Origin of the sequence: Vibrio sp. 10N.222.54.A3 (assembly GCF_041474095.1) — a bacterium.
Taxonomy (GTDB): domain Bacteria; phylum Pseudomonadota; class Gammaproteobacteria; order Enterobacterales; family Vibrionaceae; genus Vibrio; species Vibrio crassostreae_C.
The window spans coordinates 1-19,916 of record NZ_JBFRTN010000006.1; the positions used below are offsets into that span (position 1 = coordinate 1).

General features: G+C 45.2%; 17 protein-coding genes. 2 read left to right on the top strand and 15 right to left on the bottom strand.

Annotation, left to right across the window (positions count from 1 at the left end):
* Positions 1-115 precede the first annotated feature (115 nt).
* Positions 116-772 (bottom strand): QnrS family quinolone resistance pentapeptide repeat protein, encoded by a 657-nt coding sequence (locus AB4507_RS01120; RefSeq protein ID WP_102393809.1) that lies wholly within the window; start codon positions 770-772, stop codon positions 116-118.
* A 319-nt stretch (positions 773-1,091) separates the two neighbouring features.
* On the opposite strand from AB4507_RS01120, the gene AB4507_RS01125 reads away from it, so the two are divergent.
* Complete coding sequence (locus AB4507_RS01125) at positions 1,092-1,682, top strand: TetR/AcrR family transcriptional regulator (RefSeq protein WP_102445515.1); 591 nt, start codon at positions 1,092-1,094, stop codon at positions 1,680-1,682.
* Positions 1,683-1,804: 122 nt separating this feature from the next.
* On the opposite strand, the gene AB4507_RS01130 is transcribed toward AB4507_RS01125, so the two are convergent.
* The 14 genes from AB4507_RS01130 to AB4507_RS01195 form a co-directional block, all read right to left on the bottom strand.
* Positions 1,805-3,052 carry an anaerobic sulfatase maturase gene (locus tag AB4507_RS01130; RefSeq protein WP_372182070.1) on the bottom strand — a complete coding sequence of 416 codons (1,248 nt, stop codon included), beginning with the start codon at positions 3,050-3,052 and terminating at the stop codon, positions 1,805-1,807.
* Between the two features lie 119 nt (positions 3,053-3,171).
* Positions 3,172-4,917 (bottom strand): arylsulfatase, encoded by a 1,746-nt coding sequence (locus AB4507_RS01135; RefSeq protein ID WP_372182071.1) that lies wholly within the window; start codon positions 4,915-4,917, stop codon positions 3,172-3,174.
* 93 nt (positions 4,918-5,010) lie between these two features.
* Positions 5,011-5,442 carry a tetratricopeptide repeat protein gene (locus AB4507_RS01140; protein WP_048610280.1) on the bottom strand — a complete coding sequence of 144 codons (432 nt, stop codon included), beginning with the start codon at positions 5,440-5,442 and terminating at the stop codon, positions 5,011-5,013.
* A 194-nt stretch (positions 5,443-5,636) separates the two neighbouring features.
* Positions 5,637-6,842, bottom strand: coding sequence for an iron-containing alcohol dehydrogenase (locus AB4507_RS01145; RefSeq protein WP_372182072.1), 1,206 nt, complete (start codon positions 6,840-6,842; stop codon positions 5,637-5,639).
* A gap of 216 nt (positions 6,843-7,058) precedes the next feature.
* The gene (locus AB4507_RS01150; RefSeq protein WP_017070129.1) at positions 7,059-7,502 is read right to left on the bottom strand and encodes a hypothetical protein; all 444 of its coding nucleotides are present in this window, start codon (positions 7,500-7,502) and stop codon (positions 7,059-7,061) included.
* Between the two features lie 72 nt (positions 7,503-7,574).
* On the bottom strand, positions 7,575-8,990 hold the full coding sequence (locus AB4507_RS01155) for a coniferyl aldehyde dehydrogenase (protein WP_372139098.1): 1,416 nt from the start codon (positions 8,988-8,990) through the stop codon (positions 7,575-7,577).
* 276 nt (positions 8,991-9,266) lie between these two features.
* A complete protein-coding gene (locus AB4507_RS01160; RefSeq protein WP_372182073.1) occupies positions 9,267-9,749 on the bottom strand; it encodes a MarR family winged helix-turn-helix transcriptional regulator in 483 nt (160 codons plus the stop codon).
* Positions 9,750-10,111: 362 nt separating this feature from the next.
* Positions 10,112-11,326: a choline ABC transporter ATP-binding protein gene (gene choV, locus AB4507_RS01165; protein WP_249633514.1), complete on the bottom strand. Its 1,215-nt coding sequence runs from the start codon at positions 11,324-11,326 to the stop codon at positions 10,112-10,114.
* A 2-nt stretch (positions 11,327-11,328) separates the two neighbouring features.
* Positions 11,329-12,171 carry a choline ABC transporter permease subunit gene (choW, locus tag AB4507_RS01170; protein WP_372182075.1) on the bottom strand — a complete coding sequence of 281 codons (843 nt, stop codon included), beginning with the start codon at positions 12,169-12,171 and terminating at the stop codon, positions 11,329-11,331.
* A gap of 108 nt (positions 12,172-12,279) precedes the next feature.
* Positions 12,280-13,251 (bottom strand): choline ABC transporter substrate-binding protein, encoded by a 972-nt coding sequence (locus AB4507_RS01175; RefSeq protein WP_372182076.1) that lies wholly within the window; start codon positions 13,249-13,251, stop codon positions 12,280-12,282.
* A gap of 146 nt (positions 13,252-13,397) precedes the next feature.
* Entirely contained in the window at positions 13,398-15,125 is a 1,728-nt protein-coding gene (betA, locus tag AB4507_RS01180; protein WP_372182078.1) for a choline dehydrogenase, read from the bottom strand.
* 72 nt (positions 15,126-15,197) lie between these two features.
* Positions 15,198-16,658: a betaine-aldehyde dehydrogenase gene (gene betB, locus AB4507_RS01185; RefSeq protein WP_372182079.1), complete on the bottom strand. Its 1,461-nt coding sequence runs from the start codon at positions 16,656-16,658 to the stop codon at positions 15,198-15,200.
* A gap of 125 nt (positions 16,659-16,783) precedes the next feature.
* On the bottom strand, positions 16,784-17,386 hold the full coding sequence (betI, locus tag AB4507_RS01190; protein WP_004732441.1) for a transcriptional regulator BetI: 603 nt from the start codon (positions 17,384-17,386) through the stop codon (positions 16,784-16,786).
* A 430-nt stretch (positions 17,387-17,816) separates the two neighbouring features.
* Positions 17,817-18,914 (bottom strand): alpha/beta hydrolase, encoded by a 1,098-nt coding sequence (locus AB4507_RS01195; protein ID WP_372182081.1) that lies wholly within the window; start codon positions 18,912-18,914, stop codon positions 17,817-17,819.
* A 288-nt stretch (positions 18,915-19,202) separates the two neighbouring features.
* Here AB4507_RS01195 and AB4507_RS01200 point away from each other — a divergent pair, with 288 nt between their 5' ends.
* The gene (locus tag AB4507_RS01200; protein WP_372182083.1) at positions 19,203-19,907 is read left to right on the top strand and encodes a response regulator; all 705 of its coding nucleotides are present in this window, start codon (positions 19,203-19,205) and stop codon (positions 19,905-19,907) included.
* Positions 19,908-19,916: the final 9 nt, after the last annotated feature.

Below are 19,916 nucleotides of genomic sequence, written 5' to 3' on the forward strand. Positions count from 1 at the left end.
ACATTTCAGGACGGGACACCAAATACGGAAAAGCCCAAAGTTATTAGCTTTGGGCTTTTCTTCTATAGCGAAATCTTACATATTCCAAATAGCCTGCCGTTGGAAATTACAGCTATCAATCGGGCATGACCACAATACCCATGGTTTCAAGCAGTTGCTCTTGCTGCCAAGCAACGATTTTAATCCCCGATGTGTCTACCTTGCGAGGATCTAACCCTTCTAATTCAGCATGGCATAAATTAGCACCTTGCATACTGAATTGCCCCCATACATCTTCCGAGAACACACCTCGGCTGAGATCAGACTCTTTCAGTGACGCACCGCCAAGGTAAGTGCCTATCCAACGGTTCTCAAACAGCTCACACTTCTCTAAACAAGCTTGTTCAAAATTGGCGTATGACAGATTACAGCCCGTAATATATGCAGAGCAAAAATACATTCTATTGCTTACCTGATTGGCAAAATTCGCACGAGTAAAGTTCGCCCCTTTCAGGTCACAATCACGTAACTCAATACCATAGCAATTCGTATTACTAAAATTCGCCATCGCCAACTGACAGTTCTGAAAACTTGCATCACGCAAATCTGCAACATCGAAGTGACATCCCTCAATATCGCCTTGTTCGATAAACTTACAGTTAATAAACGTTGCATCACGTAAGTTCGAACGTCTGAAATCACAACGGATAAACGTACAGGCTGTAAATGTAAGCTCTGATAAGTCTTGCTGAGCAAAATTGTGGTGATGATAAGTGCTGTTATTGGTGTCCATTTAGCCCCCTAAAGAAATTAAGCTAAGACTACCATTGCGATCTTAAGAAAACACCAAATTAAAAACGAACAAAAACAGCAACTTAAAACACCCAAATTTAGCCATTTTAAGGCACCAAACAGGCCCTTTAAGGTTGTTATTTTCGATTTATAGGATGTGCTTATCTTGAAAAAGTTTTGTCGCTTAGAAGTGCCAATAAGAGAAAAAGTTACTTTGACGAAACGAGTCAATTATTGACCGCGTCCTAACGCGCTAGACTGGACGGTTGGTATGTTGCTCGTTACACTATTCCTCATTCTCAGCATAAAGAGTAAGAACAATGAAAGACATGCGACAAGCTATGCTCGATGCAGGGTTTAGCCTTATCAATGAACACGGGTTTGCTGGTGTTGGCCTGATGAAAATCATCAACCAAGCGGAAGGCACGAAGGGTTCTTTTTACCATTACTTCAAATCCAAAGAACACTTTGGTGAGATCCTTCTTACTAACTACTTTGATGAGCATCTCGCTAAGCTGGACGACTTTTTAAGTGATGAGTCGCTTTCTCGTCGTGATCGCGTAAAAGCCTATTTCGAGTTTTGGTGTGCATCGAAACTGACTGAAGACTTCAATATCCAATGTCTTGTCGTAAAACTGGCGGGAGAAGTATCTGGGTCGGCTAACCCGTTACAGTCCACAATGGCAATAGGTGCAGAAAAGATCATCCTGCGTATGGCGAAGCTATTTGAAGAAGGCAATGAGGCCGGTGATTTCACTATCGCAGAGCCAGAATCGCTGTCTCGAATGCTTTATGGCCTATGGCTAGGCTCAACGCTCATGGCCGCCATGCAGCGTAACCGTTCGATTCTAAACAATGCCATGGAAGAGACTCTTCTCGCCATGAGCCCAGCCCAAGAATCGGCTGACTAGATATACCCGTTACCAGAAACCAAATACCAAATACCAAATACCAAATACCAAAAGGCTCGCACAATTTAGTGAGCCTTTTATCTAACTTTAAATCTTGATTGAATCCATTCACGCCTACTCCATTACCCCAGACGAGACGCAATATTATTGGCTTTGAGTAAACCCTTAATAACCGGGTCGACATGCTTGAAGAAGCTCAGCCAACCTTCACAGAGATAATTTAACCCCGCTTCACCATCTCGGCTTGTGATGATACGGTTTTTGGGGCATTCGCCATGACATGCAAATTTAAACTCACAGGCTTGGCATTGTTTCGGCAGAGACTTTTGTTTGGCGAACCCAAAACGCTGCTGCTTTGGCGAAAAGGCTAAAGTTGAAAGTGCTTGTTCCTGAATATTACCCAGCTGAAATTCAGGAAAGACATAATGATCACATGAGTACACATCGCCATTGGGCTCAACTGCTAACCCTTTGCCGCAGATCTCACTCAAGGTACACATGGTGCTTTCTCTGCCCATCCATACGCCGACAAAATTTTCAAAGTACGGCACTAATACCCGACCAAAATCATGCTCGAACCATTCGTCAAAAATGGTAGTGAGGAACTCTCCCCATTGCGCAGAGCCGACACTCCACGGTTCAACCTCACCTGATACAGGAATGATCGCTTGTTGGTTGCTCAACCATTTATTGTTGGTATGAGCCTCACGCTTATCGACCACAGGAATAAACTGCAATTGCTTCGAACCCACTTCATCGCGTAGAAAGCGATAAACCTCGAGCGGATACTTACCTGTCACATCATTCACGCAGCTTAGAGTCGCGAACTCGACGTTATGTTGTTTCAAGTAGCGAATGCCACGCATTGTTTGAGAAAAAGTGCCTTTGCCTGCACGGTTAGTTCGGTAGTGATTATGTAGGTGCTCTGGTCCATCAATACTGACGCCAATGATAAAGTCATTCTTCTTGAAGAACTCGCACCACGCATCATTCAATAACGTTCCGTTGGTTTGAAGGTCATTGCTGATCTTACTGTGGTTGGGACAATATTTTTTCTGCAGCTCGACGACCTTTTGAAAGTACTCAATCCCCAACAAGGTAGGCTCTCCACCATGCCAAGAAAAGATGATTTCAGGCGTGTTCTGCCCCTCTATGTACTGTTTGATATAACGCTCTAACAGGACTTCATCCATCGTATATTGAGAGCCTTTTGGGTATTCAAGCAGCTGCTGTTTTTCTAAGTAATAGCAGTAGGTGCAGCTGATATTACACACCGCCCCAATCGGTTTTGCTAGCGCTTGAAGCTTGCTGTGTGCTTTGCCATTGAACTGTGGAATTGAACTCAAGTTTGATAGCGATAATGTCGTCATGAAGAGTGCCTCGATGTAAAAGTTATTGTATTAGCCAAAACAATTCGTAATTCCTTTACACGGTGTTCATCGACCAACCAAGCTTAATGGCATTAGGTTGGCCGAGTGGTTCATTTCCTCTATTTCACGTTTTCAAACGGATTCCACGCTTCGTCAACCGGGACGATGTTTTGCGCTTTTTCGTACTCTTGATATTCAGCGACCATTTCAAGGAACAGATCTGGCATTTGATTTCTCAAGTCATGTTGCTCAGCAGGGTCTTTCTTGGTGTTGTATAAGTGCCACTCACTGTCACCGCCCATTCCCGTAGAAATTCGGATGATCTTATGATCACCTTTAAGCAGAATTCCGCTACCAAACAATTCAAATGGAATCGCATTGTTGGCACTGTGCACCTCTGCCGTTTCACCTTTGAAGTAAGGCAGCAAGCTCACACCACTCATTGGTGCGACTTCTCGACCTTGGTACTCTGTTCCTGGATGCTCAACATCGGCGATTTCAAGAATGGTGGCCGCGATGTCTTTTACTTGTGACAAGTCATCGGTTTGAGTGCCGGGTTGCAGCGCTTGATCGCCCTCTAAGAGCGCTTTGGCTGGCTTAACGATAAACGGCACACGAATACCGCCCTCTGCTGTGTACGCTTTATACCAAGACAAACCACCGGTTGATGCACTTGCCCACTCAGGGCCCAATGAAACGCTGGAGTTGGCTTTCCCTAGGTTTTCCGTCGAGTTGTCAAAGTGATGCGCCGTCCATGTGCGAATCAAATCACTGATATTTTCACCGGTTATATCCGCAGCTTCAGGACCGTTGTCTGCCAGATACATGATGTAGGTGTTGTCATATTCGCCGATTTCTTTCAGGTAATCGACTATCTGGCCGACTTGTTGGTCCTGCATTTCCATCATGCCCATCGCGACAGCCATTTTCTTGCCGTACCACTTTTGTTCTTTCTCAGAGAGCGAGTCCCAAGGTCGGCTTAATGCGTTACGATCTGAAATATCGGCGTCTTTTGGAATCACACCCATATCTTTCATGCGTTGGAAACGATCTTCTCGAACCGAGTCCCAACCATGTTCAACGTAGTAATCGACTTTATCTTGATAGGCAGACTCAGGCGCTTGCAGTGGCAGGTGAATACCGGTGAATGGGACGTAGGCGAAGAAAGGCTTGCCGTCGTCTTTTTTGCTGTCGATCATCTTGATGATCTCGTTGGTGTAAACTTGGTCTGAGTACTCGCCTTTGTATTTATCCTCAACCACTTCACCGTTACGGTAAGTTGGCTCAACTTCGACGCCGGGAATATCCCCTTTTTGCAGCGCATCCGCTGTCGCGGCATTTTTGGCCGGGAACATCATATCTCGATTAAAGTGATTCGAGCCGCCCGCTAAGATACCGTAACTCTCTTCAAAACCTCGATCGTCAGGTAAGAAACCATCGTCGTGCCCCAAGTGCCATTTCCCAGAGAGGTAAGTGTTATAACCACTCTCTTTAAGCAGCGTTGCGACCGTAACCCCTTTCTTGGTGAGGTAACCTTCATAACCCGGCTTGCCAATCGCACCCGGATAGACAGCATAGTCGAAGGTGCCTAGCCCAACCTCGTGGCTGTTTGCTCCGGTTAACATCATAGAGCGCGTTACCGATGAGGTTGGTGACGCGTGAAAGTTAGTAAACTTAACCCCCTCTTCAGCCAGCGCCATTAGGTTTGGTGTATTGGCTTCTGAGCCATAAGGCTGAGTATCGGCAAAGCCCACATCATCGCCAACAATAACAACAATATTCGGTTTTTCTGATTCAGCCGCAAGAGCAGCACTGCTTGCCGCAGCCATTGCAGTGAAGACTAAAGATTTCTTGAATGTCTGCATAAGACGTTCTCCAATTTCTGTGATTAACTTGTTTCAGTAATTAACTTTTCTGCGAGTAACTTTTTCTGTGAGTAACCTGAGTTAAGATTTGAATTAATGCGCGGCTTGCGACATCCAATGTAATAAGTCGAGCGCGGGGTCATACTCTTGAGCTGCTGCCATGCCTATCCAGGTGACAGCTTCCGCTTGGCTGGCTTGAACGCCACTTCCAGAGATATACATCAACCCAAGCTGTGTTTGAGCTTCAGGGCTACCGTTGTTGGCTGCGGTGACGAACCACTCCGCGGCTTTTTCATCATTCTGTTCTACGCCCTCTCCGCTCAGATATAAGTAAGCGACAGAGAGCTGGGCATCCAATTGCCCTTGGTAAGCCTCATCCAACAATTGCACGACATCTTGATGCTGCTGCGATTGGTCCATGGTGGCTGCGTTCTTAGAGCTTTCGCTTCCAACGCTTGCTTTGGCAAAAAACAGAGCAGCCAAAACACCAGTCAGAATCACGGTAGTTAAACGTTTATTGATCATTTATTTCCTCCTCGGGAATAAAGGTCACAACGTCCCTGTCGAATGAGTTAGGTGAAAAGTAGGAATGGCGCGATGATGCACAAGCTTGATAGCAATACGTTTTCAATTTTCATAATTGGCTCTCGAGTAATTGTTGTGAGTGAATCAAGGACTGAACTAAATGGTCATAAGATTCAGTCGATTAAGACAGAGACTTAAATCGCTTTCTCAATGATGGTTTCAATCGTCTGTTTCGAGATTGGGTAGAACTGAAAGCAGATGTCTTTTTCAATCGCTTCTGCAATGTTGCTCTTCTCTTGCTCATCAAACTCCCAGCTGCTGAAACGCTTCATCGCACCGACACTGGTTTGGAAGTTGTTTAAGAAATCCAACACTCTCTGGTAAACCATCTCATCGGTTCCCGTAGTGTCGACCGAGAAAGCTTGAGCTAACTTCGCCGCATTTGGCATATAAAATTCCGGCAGCGCTTCAATCACAACCGGCATCAGTACCGTGTTGGCATCGCCATGTGGAATGTGGCTAATCGCACCAAAGGCATGGGCGCAGTTATGAATAGGAATGCCACCTAGCGATGAATAAAATGCAGATATCGCCATCGTGCTTGCCTGAAGAAGATTGCCACGTGCCGTCAGGTTTTCTGGTTCTCTAAGTGCCACGGGTAAGTTTTCAACAATCAGTTTTGCAGCCTGAGTGCCATAAGCATCGGTGAACGCATTACTCATTGGAGAAACAATCGCTTCAACAGCGTGTGTTAGCGCATCCATGGCGGTAGAACGAGTCAGGTGAGCAGGCAGCTTAGTGGTCACCGTTGGATCAAGGATTGCGATATCAGCTTCCAATCCCGATGCGACTAGGCTTGCCTTAATGTTTTCATGTTCGTTGTAAAAAACAGCAATCGGAGAGGCTTCTGCGCCCGTGCCAGCCGTTGTCGGAACCGCAATGTGTGGCACTCGAATGTCTTCATTGTTTGGCCACACATCCATATGACCGCCGCCCGCAATCACCGTACGGATATCATCTATCTGCTTATGGAATGCGTATTTCACACCTTTAGAAGCATCAATCACGCTGCCGCCGCCAACAGACAAAATCGCATCAGCATTGACGCTGTTTGCAAACTCAATGGCAGCGTTGATGTTGTCGCAAGTCGCGTCTGGCGCGATATCGGTGTAAACGCCAACAAGCTGAACCGCTTGTTGGTTCGCTTCCTGATTCCCATTCTGGTTTACAAACAACGCCGAGAACTGCTCAACAAAGCCAAGAGACTCCAAACCTTTATCAGAAAAGAGCACGACTCTTTGCGCACCTAAGCGACCAAACAAAGAAGGGATATTTTCAATACCGTTCTCTTGAGCATGAACAATGGTTTTAAGTTGAAAGTTAAAATTATTGGTTGTCATGGTGTTTACCTCATTTCTAGTTGATGACTAAACAATAACCAAAACAAACCGGTCGGTCTAGAACGTAAATGTCAAAGATATGTCAATTAAGATCTTTATGGATCATTGCCCAAAAACGAAAAAAGCCCGCAAATGCGGGCTGTAATCATAAGTAAGCTATTGATCATTAAAGAAGTGTCATTGACTCACCCTGAGCAACTCACAAACGGTTAACGATTAACGAAGGTGAGCTGGGACCTTACTCTTATCTCTAGTGAGGTAGTAGTACAGATAAACCAAAGAATAAACGGTCACAAATCCATCGAGCGCAAACACGCCGCTCCAGCCATAGAACCACTCATAATCGTTGATACACACGTTGTATAAGAAGATGCCAACAAACATCGACTTCTCAAATGCGCTGTAAATCATGGTTGAGGTACGCAGCGATTTGTACTTCGCCGAGAACATCAACAACACACCAATACAGCCAACCATCACACCCCAGTGTTGATAAGTACCGAGCAAGTACTCCTTGTTTTCCATCATGGTATCGTTGTACGAGAACAGCGTCTGCATACTCCAATCTGGCGCTAGGAAAGTGGAAAATGCCGTCGCTGTTAAGAAACCTGTAATCATCAAATACGATTTGATCGTACGTTCAAAAAAACGTTCCAACATAAAAGTAACCTCTTAAAATAATTTCGTGAAAATAACTTTTTGAAAAATAAACAGTGTCATACCAACAGTGATTTACTGGCCAAGCATGCCCATCACTGCGGTTTTTAATTCGTTGTCTTCTTTTGAAAACAGATGCTTAACGCGGTGATCTAAACCTGTTTCCAACACAGTTTTAGCGTGAGAGAAAGTGATAAACCCTTCTTTACCGTGATAATTGCCCTGGCCTGATTCGCCAATGCCACCAAACGGCGCGTCATCAACCGCTAAATGGAAAACACAGTCATTAATACACATGCCACCGGAGTGAACTTGGTGCTTAACCTGAGCCTGTAAACTCAAATCAAAGCTCATCAGGTAGAGTGCTAACGGCCTTGGTTTGCTATTGATGACTTGGAACGCCTCTTCGACATTGCGATACGTAATCAAAGGTAATAATGGGCCGAAAATTTCTTCGTTCATCACCTTGGATGACAGGCTTGGTTCAACGATCAAATGTGTCACCAACCGATGAGTATTTAGGTCCATCGATTCGTCATGGCAAGCAACGATTCGTGTCCCAGCTTCCTGCTCTTCATTCAACAGACCAGCAATACGATCACATTGGCGAGGGTTAATGAGCGAGGTTAAACTCTCAGAGTAGATCCCTTCATCAAATAGCTGTTGATATTGTTTTTTGTACTCCAAAATGAAGGCTTCGAGCTTATCTTCAGGGAGTAGCACGTAATCTGGAGCGACACATACTTGGCCGTTGTTTAGGCTTTTACCATAAATAATTCGCTCTACCGCAATATCAATCGGCATGTCTTCTGCCACGATAACCGGCGACTTTCCACCCAGCTCTAGCGTGACTGGGGTTAGCGTATCAGCCGCTGACTTCATCACTTGGCGACCCACTTGGGTTGACCCTGTAAATAGAAGATGATCAAACGGCAACGCCGAAAATGCGGCTGCGATTTCTACCTCACCTTCAACCAAGCACACCTCATCGGCATGGAAAACTTCCGCCAATAGCGCTGTTAATACTTGGTTCGTCGCTGGGGTAAATTCGCTCATCTTGATCATGGCGCGATTTCCCGCAGCCAGCGCCGAAATAAGTGGGCCGACGGATAACATGATCGGGAAATTCCACGGAGCAATAATCCCGACGACGCCTTTGGGTTGATAAACCACTTCAACACGAGAGGTTGAAAGCAATGGGCCGGAATGACGAATCGAAGATGTCGACCAATGAGGTAAACACTCAATGCTGTGATCAATATTTCCGATACAAGGCAATATGTCAGCCATCAAAGTGTCTTGTCGGCTGCGGTGACCATAGTCCTCACTCACGGCTACACACAAACGATCTGTGTAATCGATTAGCGCAGATTTAAGTGCGAGCAGCTGCTCAATTCTCTCCGATATCGCTGGCATCGGTTTCTGTGCAAAAGCTCCCTGCATGCTGTTCAACGTCATGGTCATTTGTGTTGGCGTCAATTCGTGTTTCATACATCACCTCGTGGTTAAGATGAACACACAATAATACACAACAGACCGGTCGGTCTAGCATTTTATTGTCAAAGAATCGTCAATGGAGTTTTGATTACAATCCAATGAGGCGGCTACAAACGGGGCAAAAAGTCAGGGGAATTTAAAATAAGAAGGCGTAGCTAACACGCAAGGCAAATAGAGAATTTTAAATGGCAGGATCAAAAATGGCCGCTTAGTGCGACCATTTGACAATTATTTAAGTTGTTGTTCTAAATAAACAATTTATAAATAAGGTTAGCTCTTGGCTACGTTTGCAATGCCTTCAAGTTGAAGTACTGGAGCGGCGTCGATGTCTTCTGCGTTCATCATTGATGATACACGCTGCATCGAAGAAAGCAGTAAGCTTTGCTCCCACGTCTCTAGATTTTGGAATTTTTTAACGAAGTTATCTTGCAGCGGCGGTGGCGCATTGTTTAGCAACTCTTGACCTTTTTCAGTCAGGTTCGCGTGTACTTTACGGCGGTCCGATGAACTGCGTATTCGTTGTACATAGCCATTTAACTCAAGACGGTCGATGATCGTCGTCGTCGTTGCTTGGCTTACATTGGTCTGATTAGACAATTCTTTGATTGTCACATTACCCATTTCTTGGATTGCTCTCATTAAGATTAATTGAGGGCCAGTCAAACCATACTCTTTACTCAGCTTCTTCGAGTGTAAATCGATAGCGCGAATAATTTGGCGAATAGCGACCAGGATTTCGTCATGTTTGTCCAAGATGCAGACCTTTGTACTAATATACTGTGAATGGTTTTACAGCGTCGAAGCGATGAAATGTCTCGAGTGATTACGTCACGCGCGCTCGAATTACACTGTAAATTGATAAATTACTTCATTGATTTTTCCGCATTGTACTGATGTTCATACTATTCTCAATCTTTTCTATACCACTAAACTTGCGTGGTACGGCACTTTTGCTTAATGAAGAGGGAATGAAAGCTTCAATGAAGACAAAAATAATGAACCAGAGAATACAAACTCAAAGAATAATATATTTTAATAATCATAGAGGTAGAGAGATTTAATCCTCTCCACCCAATAAAAAACCAGCCTCAATAGCTAAGCTGAAAAACGAAATTTTACGCAGCGGTATTCATCTGAAAGTTACCCGTTAGCGCGTTGTAAAACTCGCTGTTATCCAAAATCCCTACCAATTGATTATTTTCAACCAACAGAATTGGGTGGTTACTGATCTGCTTAAGCTTAATCGCATCACGCATACCAATCTCCGGGCTTGTCACTACCACACTCGACGCGTTAATCGCGGTTAGGTCGTCAGACTCGCTCCACTCAACAAGCGCCAAAGTAGATTCACCTTTCACTGATAAAGCACCTTCACTCTGTTCAATCCAAAGATCTTTAGAATCGCAGATCTTCCAGCTTTCATTCTCTTGCGTCAGTGAATCAAGAGGCTGCATTAAAGAGCGACCTTTAAGCACATTCAATGGATTGGTGTGAGCAACGAAGTCTTTTACGTATTCGGTTTTTGGCGTCAGTACGATCTCTTCAGGCTTACCGTGTTGAATCAGTTTTCCTGACTCCATGATCGCAATGTTATTACCAATCTTCAGTGCTTCATCTAGGTCGTGACTCACGAACAGAATCGTTTTGTTGAGTTTGTTTTGCAGCGTGATCAGTTCATCTTGCAGCTGAGCACGAATCAGTGGATCAAGCGCCGAAAACGGTTCATCCATCAACAGAATGTCGGTGTCCATTGCAAACGCACGCGCCAAACCAACACGTTGCTGCATACCGCCAGAAAGCTCATGCGGATACTTGGTTTCCCACTCTGCCAAACCCACCATTTCAAGTTGTTCACGCGCTTTAGCACGACGAACATCTTTGGCTACGCCTTGCATTTCTAGACCAAACGCCACGTTATCTAACACGTTTAACCAAGGCATTAGGGCAAATTTTTGGAACACCATAGAAACGCGGTGAGTACGAAGATGACGCAAGGTCGCTTCGTCGCACTGTTCACCTAAATCAACCTGCTTGTCTCCATCTTTGATCGCCAATGAGCCACGGCTGATCTCATTCAGGCCGTTAACTGCGCGAAGCAAAGATGATTTACCAGAACCAGACAAACCCATCAACACACAGATCTCGCCTTCTTCAACCGTCAGCGACACATTATCTACGCCAACCACTTGACCAGTTTCATCAATGATCTCTTGGCGAGTTTTACCTTGGTCGAGTAGCTCAAGCGCTTGTTTCGATTTATTACCAAACACAACATCGAGATTCTTAATGGTAATCGCGTCCATTGTCTTTTTTTCCTGAGAGTTAGACATGATTAAGCTTCCTTCTGGTTTGGTGTTTTGCACAAGCGATCAAGAATGATAGCGACTAATACAATCGCCAACCCGGCTTCAAAACCTTGTGAGATGTTCACTGTATTCAATGCACGAACAACAGGTTTACCAAGTCCGTCAGCACCGACAAGAGCGGCGATAACCACCATCGAAAGCGACAACATAATACATTGGGTTACACCCGCCATGATGCTTGGTAAAGCCGCCGGTAATTCGACCTTCATCAGCAATTTCAGACGGCTGGCACCAAACGCTTTACCCGCTTCAATCAACTCTTCAGGCACTTTCGTTACCCCTAAGTAGGTTAAACGAATCGGTGCAGCTATCGCGAAAATAATGGTCGAGATTAAGCCAGGAACAATACCCAAGCCGAATAGAACCAGAGTTGGAATCAGATAAACGAAAGTTGGGACTGTCTGCATCAAATCAAGGATTGGACGCAAAACTGTATAGAGCCAAGGACGGTGAGCAGCCATGATGCCAACCGGTACGCCAATTAATACGGAAATCGTTGTCGCCGCAAAGACGAGAACAAAGGTTTCCAGCATTTCTTGCCAATAGCCGAGGTTAAGAATAGTCAGCAGCGCTGCGACCACAAAGATCACTAGCGAAGGTTTACGGTGTAAGTACCATGCAATCGCAGCAGTCATCACGATTGGCAGTGCAGGCGGCATCCACTTAAATACATCGACTAAAAACATAATGATAGTTTCTAAAAAAATCGAAATAGCGTCAAAGAATCCTGCTGCATTGATCGTTAACCAATCAACACCCGCTTCCATCCATTGACCAACAGGGATTTTGTTTTCCGTAATAAAATTCACAGTATTGCCTTTTATTATGGGTGGGCTACTTCAAACCAATCGAACAATTGGTAAGCCCACCTTTTTTATTTATAGAGCTTTGATAAATAGATCGATAACTAGGTAAAACTAAGCTTTAACTTGTTTTAGGTATTCAGTAACCGCTTGCGTCGCTGATTCACCTTTATGCGTTTTTACGTTGTCTAACCAAGCTTCAACTTGTTGTGGGTTAGCGTTTAACCACTGTTGCGCCGCTTTTTCTGGCTTCACTTTTTGGTTAAGAATCTCTTCCATCAACTGGTTTTCCATCTCTAGAGTGAACTCTAGGTTTTGCAGTAGTTGACCGACGTTTGCACACTCAGACACGTAGTTTGAACGAACATTGGTGTAAACATTTGCTCCGCCGTAGTTAGGGCCGAAGAAGTCGTCACCACCTGATAGGTATTCCATCTCAACATTGCTGTTCATTGGGTGCGGTGCCCAACCAAGGTAAACGATCCACTGGCTACGACGAGCAGCGCGAGATACTTGCGATACCATGCCCGCTTCACTTGATTCCACTAGGCTGAAATCTTTCAAGCCAAACGCGTCAGAATCAATCATTGATTGGATTAAGCGGTTGCCATCGTTACCCGGCTCAATACCGTAGATGCGGTCTTTAAATTTGTCGGCATGTTTTGCTAGGTCGGCGAAGCTTTTCACGCCAGAGTCGTACACGTATTTAGGAACAGCAAGCGTGTATTTTGCGCCTTCAAGGTTGGCACGAACGGTTTCAACCGTGCCCGCTTCACGGTACTTAGCAATATCGCCTTCCATGGTTGGCATCCAGTTACCTAGGAATACATCAATATCGCCGTTCGCCATTGAAGAGTAAGTCACCGGTACTGAAAGTAGGTCGGTTTTGGTTTGGTAACCAAGGCCTTTTAATAGTTCAGAAGTAACGGCGGTTGTTGCGGTAATGTCAGTCCAGCCTACATCAGCGAAGCGAACGTTTTCACATTGCTGTGGTTCAATAGAAGCGTTAGCACCAAATGCAAATGAACTGATGGCTAGTGCTGTTAACGTTTTCGTGGTCATGTTCTGAATATTTAGAGTCGTCATAATGGTTCCTTTTTATCTTTCCTTTTTCTGCTCGATATCAACACCGATAGAGAGCAGTTCTTCTGACTTTTGACTAATTTTTGTTGTTACTTTTTGCTTTTTCTATTTTTGAACTACTTTCTATTTTTTAAACTAATAACAGAGGCTTACGCTTCTCTTACTGGTTTGTTTATTCTTTGCTTCTCTTGCCACTCAGGTGCAATCCACACTGAAACGCCCTGCTCTTTGAGCATCGGCTTACCTAAAATCAAATCGGAAGCACGCTCAGCAACCATAATGGTCGGGGCGTTCAAATTGCCGTTTGGAATGGTTGGGAAAACCGATGAGTCGACAACACGTAAGCTGTCGATACCGCGAACGCGACACTCTTCATCAAGCACCGCCATTGGGTCGTTATCTGAACCCATTTTGCAGCCACAAGAAGGGTGATATGCACTTTCAACGTTCTGCTTAACCCATTCATCAATCGCTTCATCAGAAGTAATGTTTAGACCCGGCTGAATCTCTTCACCTCGGTAAGCATCCATTGCTGGTTGAGACAAAATCTCACGCGTTAGACGAATACAATCGCGCCAATCTTGGCGGTCTTGCTCAGTCGAGATGTAGTTGAAAATGATCTCTGGCTTGGCATGCGGATCAGCAGAAGTGATCGCAACCGTACCGCGACTTTCTGGCTTATTAGGCCCAACGTGTACTTGGAAACCGTGACCATCAAAGGCCGCTTGTCCGTCGTAACGCATCGCTGCTGGCAGGAAGTGATATTGAATGTTTGGCCACTTCAATCCTTTACGAGAGCGAATGAACGCACACGATTCAAAGTGGTTAGTAGCACCCAGACCTTTGCGAGTCAGAATCCATTCCGCGCCAATCATGCCTTTGCTCACCAAGCCAAGCTTGCTGTTGAGTGTGATCGGTTCGTTGCAGTGATATTGGAAGTACACTTCTAGGTGATCTTGAAGGTTTTCACCGACACCGCTTAGTTCGTGTTTAACTTCAACGCCGGCCTTTTCAAGCACGGCTTTCGGGCCGATACCAGAAAGCTGCAGCAGTTGAACCGAGCCAATAGAACCCGCAGAAGAGATCACTTCTTTGCTCGCCACAGCCACCTGGGTATTGCCTGACTTTTCAAACTCAACACCAACCGCTTTCAAGCCTGATTGACCATCTGATGACTGGTCTTTTACGACGAGTGCTTCAAGTAAGAAACGACGCGCCACGATACCTTTTTTCAAGGTAAGGTTTGAACGCTTCAATGCACGACGTAGATAAGCGTTAGAGGTTGAGGCTCTAACACCCTTGTCTACCGTCATGTGCATGGTACCGAAGCCTTCTTGCTGGTAACCGTTGTAATCTTGTGTTTCTGGGTAACCGGCGTCTTTACCTGCATCGATGAACGCTTGGTAAAGCGGGTTAAGCGCCATATCGTTGCCGTTACAAGTGCCGACTGGGCCATTGTCGCCACGATATTCGTCACCACCTTTGTTCCATGATTCAGCACGGCGGAAGTAAGGCAAGCAAGCTTGGTAATTCCAACCGGCTGCGCCCTCTTCTTCCCATTGGTCAAAGTCACAAGCGTGGCCACGAACATAAACCATGCCGTTGATCGATGAGCTGCCACCCAACACCTTGCCGCGTGGACAATGCAGTTCACGTCCATCAAGGCCCGGTTCTTGTTGGGTCTCAAATTGCCAAGCGTACTTTTCAGTATTCATCGGGTAAGAAAGCGCAGTCGGCATTTGGATAAAAATACTCTTATCCGTACCGCCCGCTTCCAATAATAAAACGCTATGTTCACCGCTTTCCGTTAGCCTATCCGCTAACACACAGCCGGCCGAACCCGCGCCGACGATAATATAATCGTAGCGTTGTTCCATGTTTTGATTTCCCTGAGATGAGTCAGTAGGGCTAGCTCTGTTAAGCTAACCCATAAAATTGAGTGTTACGCGTTAGGCATAAGGGCTGGCGTAGTCGCCAAGTTCAATAAGAATGCTCTTAGTCTGCGTATAGTGAAGTAGAGTCTCTGGCCCGTTTTCGCGGCCAACCCCTGAAAGTTTGTAACCACCAACAGGCATTTCTGCCGGTGAGTCGCCCCATGTGTTCACCCAACAAATACCTGCCTGCATTTGATGAATAACACGGTGCGCACGAGAAAGGTTTTGCGTGAACACACCTGCCGCAAGGCCATATTTGGTGTCGTTAGCGCGGCGAATCACGTCGTCTTCGTCCGTAAACTTCAACACTGACATCACAGGGCCGAAGATCTCTTGTTGAACGTGAGGCATGTTGTCTTCGCAATCCACAAACACGGTTGGGATAACAAAGTTGCCGTTTTCGAGGCCGTTGTCTGTCACTTGATAGCCGCCCGTCAGCAGAGTTGCGCCCGACTGCTTAGCTAGCTCAATGGCTTCAAGGACTTTTGAAAGGTGTTCTTTAGAAATCAACGCGCCGATCTGAGTCTCCATGTCCATTGGATCACCAATGATCAGCTTCTCAGTGCGTGTTTTAAGTTGGTCGATGAATGCGTTGTAGATGTTTTCGTGTACATAAACACGGGTACCGTTAGTACACACTTCGCCTTGGGTGTAGAAGTTAGCAACCATCGAAGCGGAAACTGCATCATCCAATTTCGCATCATCAAACACGATCATCGGTGACTTGCCGCCAAGTTCCATGGTGACTGATTTCAGCGTCTTAGCGCTGTCTGCCATTACCGCTTTACCGGTACCGGTTTCGCCCGTGAACGACACTTTTGCGATCTCTGGGTGCGCCGTTAGCATTTGACCAACACGGTAATCGCCCTGAACCACGTTGAACACGCCATCAGGAAGACCAGCTTCAGTAAAGATTTCTGCAAGCTTTAGAGCTGTGAGCGGCGTTTCTTCTGAAGGTTTGAAAATCATCGCGTTACCCGCGGCCAATGCCGGAGCCGATTTCCACATCGCGATTTGAATTGGGTAGTTCCACGCGCCAATGCCCGCACAAATGCCTAGCGGCTCGCGGCGAGTGTAGAAGAACTGAGATTCACTCAGCGGTTGTTGGTCGCCTTGTAGCGTTGGAGCCAAGCCAGCAAAGTATTCAATAACATCAGCGCCAGACGCCACATCTACTTCAATCGCTTCTTGCAGCGGCTTGCCCGTATCAACAACCTCAAGGTTTGCAAGGTCATTATTTCGAGCTCTAAGTATTTCCACTGCCTTCAAAAGAATACGGCTGCGTTCCACAGCGGTCATTGCTGACCATACCGCAAATCCGCGCTTCGCAGATTCAATAGCACTGTCGACATCCGCTGAAGATGCTTGGCCTAACGTCGCGATAGGTTCACCGTTTGCAGGGTTAATGCTATCAAAGGTTTCACCAGAGGTTGCTTTAACCGCTGCGCCATCGATGTATAACGAGTTCATTTCCATTTGAGATTCTGACTTAATTATTGTTATTAGACTCTACTGGTCTATATGTGAGTATTGGGTGCGAATAGTGGTCGTTCTAGCTCTTGCTCTAGGTCTAGCTCAAGGTCTAACGCTACCACTGCGATCTATTTGCTGTGACACGAGTAGAACGTAAGTTGTTTATCTAGATAATCATTGATGATGGCTCGCGCCTTTTGAGCATCGATACCATCTGGGTTTAGTGTGCCTCTCAGCCACAAACCATCAATCAGAGACGCAATCCCGTGAGCAACGAGATCCGCTTGTTCATGATTCAAAATACCTTTCAACTCAAGACGTAAGTGTGAAATCAAACGTTTTTCATTCACACGTTGCAGTCTTTTCAGCTGCTCGTCATGCATTGAATATGACCAAAATGCCAACCACGCCTTCGCGACCTTATTTTCAGCTTGGTAACCTTCGAAGTTACCATCGATGATCGCGTTAATTCTCTGTTGGTGAGCATCAACAGGAAGTGCTTTTAGTGACGTGGTGATGGTATTGGAAAGTTGACGAAGGATTTCACGCATGGTCTCTTCGAGCAGCCCATGCTTTCCACCAAAATAGTGATTAATAATGCCAGTGGAGACTCCCGCTTCTTTGCTGATCAACGCAATACTCGCGGCATGCAAACCCACTCGATCAATCACCGTCATGGTGGCTTGAACAAGCTGTGGTTTACGTATATCAGGCATCCCAACCTTCGGCATTTCTCAGTCCTTTTATTTTATATTGAACGTTCAGTTAAATATAAAATGACAGAAATTTAGTTAGGGTTCAAATGATTATTTAAAACAAACTCGTAACAATACAGCATTCAAAACAACAAAAATCACTATGGAACAACAGCTTAAATATCATTTAGAGCACTAACGAAAACAATTAAAGATTTGAGGTGTGATAGTTATTGGTCAAATGTTTTTGCTTAGAAAGTTCAAGAATCAATCAGTGAGAGTCCTTGTAGAAACTTTTTGGGGAGGGAGTGGAAAGGAAGTATCAAGGAATTTTCATACTGAAATTTAAGACAAGGAAATCCACAATCAACACAGGTAACGAATCAAAAAATGAACAAAAAAGGTTGGCGACAACAGCGTCATCACCAACCTTCTCAGTCGTTTCTAATGTTATTGCAAGCCTAAACTACTCAATGCGAGTGATGAAGTCGTATTTATCTGACTCAGCCTTAGTCACCCAGTGTTCGCCAGAAGCCGGAGCAGAATCCAACGTGAAGATATAGAAGTCGATTCCTTTGTCTCCCATTACCTTTTTAAAGTAGGTCGCTTGCTTGCGATGGCTTTCGTTCGTGTATGGGAAGTCTTTGGCTGTTTTATCATCCTCAGCCCAACTGTGCACACCAACCTGCTTATTAAGCTCAATGGCTTTAGTGGTATCTGCTCGTTGCAAAACTCGTGGGTTACCCGCAGCGAAAAGATCCGTGCCGCCAGAGAACACCGACCCCGTAGGCGTTACGATCGTCGTCATGTTGTTACTGTGGATCATGCGACCGGTGTACATATTGATATCATCGTCGGCACTTCCACCAATATGGTTGGTAAACTTCAACGTCATCTCACTGCCTTGATACAATTTCACGATATCAAAAAGCTGAGAATAGGTTGATGCGCCTAGAGTGGAAGTAATGCGATCAACAGCGCCAGTCTCGTTGAGCACATCACGGTAAAAAGCGTTGAAAGCAAACGAGGTGGTTATCGTTACCTTGTTCCCACTTTTAGTGTTACTCAGAATGGTAGACCCAAGGCTAGTCACGTATTGAACCAGTTCATTGTGATACTCAAGCTCGACGGGTTTATGAATATTCGTCGTCGTGTTAATTAACGTGGTGTCATTGCCGATTGAACGTTGAGCAACACCACAATCAAATGAATCAAAAAACTTACCCTCACTGTAAATCGCACAATCGTCAGCCCCTGCATCAGGGAGGTACAGATCCACACTCTGACCTAAACTATCCGCAAGCCTAACCACTTTTTGCTTATCACTAATATCTTCCGCAAACAGAACGATTTCATACTGCACACCGTTGTAATCAAGTTTTATGGATTCTTGGACCTCTTGTCGCTCTTTATACAACTCACCCAGTTTCGCTGATGAAAATACGTAATCAGCTTGAGGTTTTACTTGCGCTTTGTTGGCAGCTTTACCTGAGTTAGAGCTTGAGTTACAACCCGCTAGCAGAATCAAAGGTAACGCCAGTAATGCATTTCTATAGTCGTTCATACAGTTATTCCCAAAATGTTTGATGAGAAAATTCTATTGTTTAGCGATGAATTTATCTGTCGTGAAAATGTATGAGAATGTCGAGCCTATTTGAACGATGTTTTTTATTTTCCTATAAATGCCAATTCATCATTGAACTAACTTATAAAGTGTTTAATCATTCGCTTTAGGTATTTGGCGAAGCATCTGAACTTATATGCAATAGCGTATAATCGTAATGGTTCATCACGACGAAGACTCGCTCACCTAATCTCAATAAGTGAAACGCACGACAAGGCTGATAATGGAATGACAAAACCTAAAATGATCATCGTGGAAGACGATTTGAAACTTCAGAAAATGTTGCAGGACTACTTCGTCGCGCAAGATTTTGATGTCACGGTGTTGGACGATGGCAGTGATGCCGCACACACCATCCTCACGGAGCAACCTGACATCGTACTGCTGGATTTGATGCTTCCTGTAACTGATGGACTTACAATCTGCCGACAGACGCGTACGCACTATAAAGGTAAAATCTTGATGCTCACCGCTAGCGATGACGACTTTGATCACGTCGCTGGTTTAGAGACAGGGGCTGATGATTATGTCACCAAGCCAATCAAACCACGAGTTCTGCTGGCCAGAGTTCGTTCGCTATTACGCCGCCAAGACGTCAATACGGCTTCAGTCGATGACTCAGATAACCTTCAGTTTGATCAACTCGTTCTGAAAAACACCTATAAGAAGTGTGAACTTTCAGGTGCCGTTTTATCACTCACTGACAGTGAATTTGACCTACTTTGGTTATTGGCAAGCAACCCAGACACTCCGTTGTCTCGTGACTACTTGACGCAAACATTGCGCGGGATTGAGTACGACGGAATAGACCGCACAATAGATAACAAAGTCGTGCGTCTAAGAAAGATACTGGGCGACGACCACACACCAGCAGAGAAAATTCAGACCATTCGCGGTAAAGGCTACTTGTTTGTTTCCACCGCCTGGCATTAACTTCGCTCA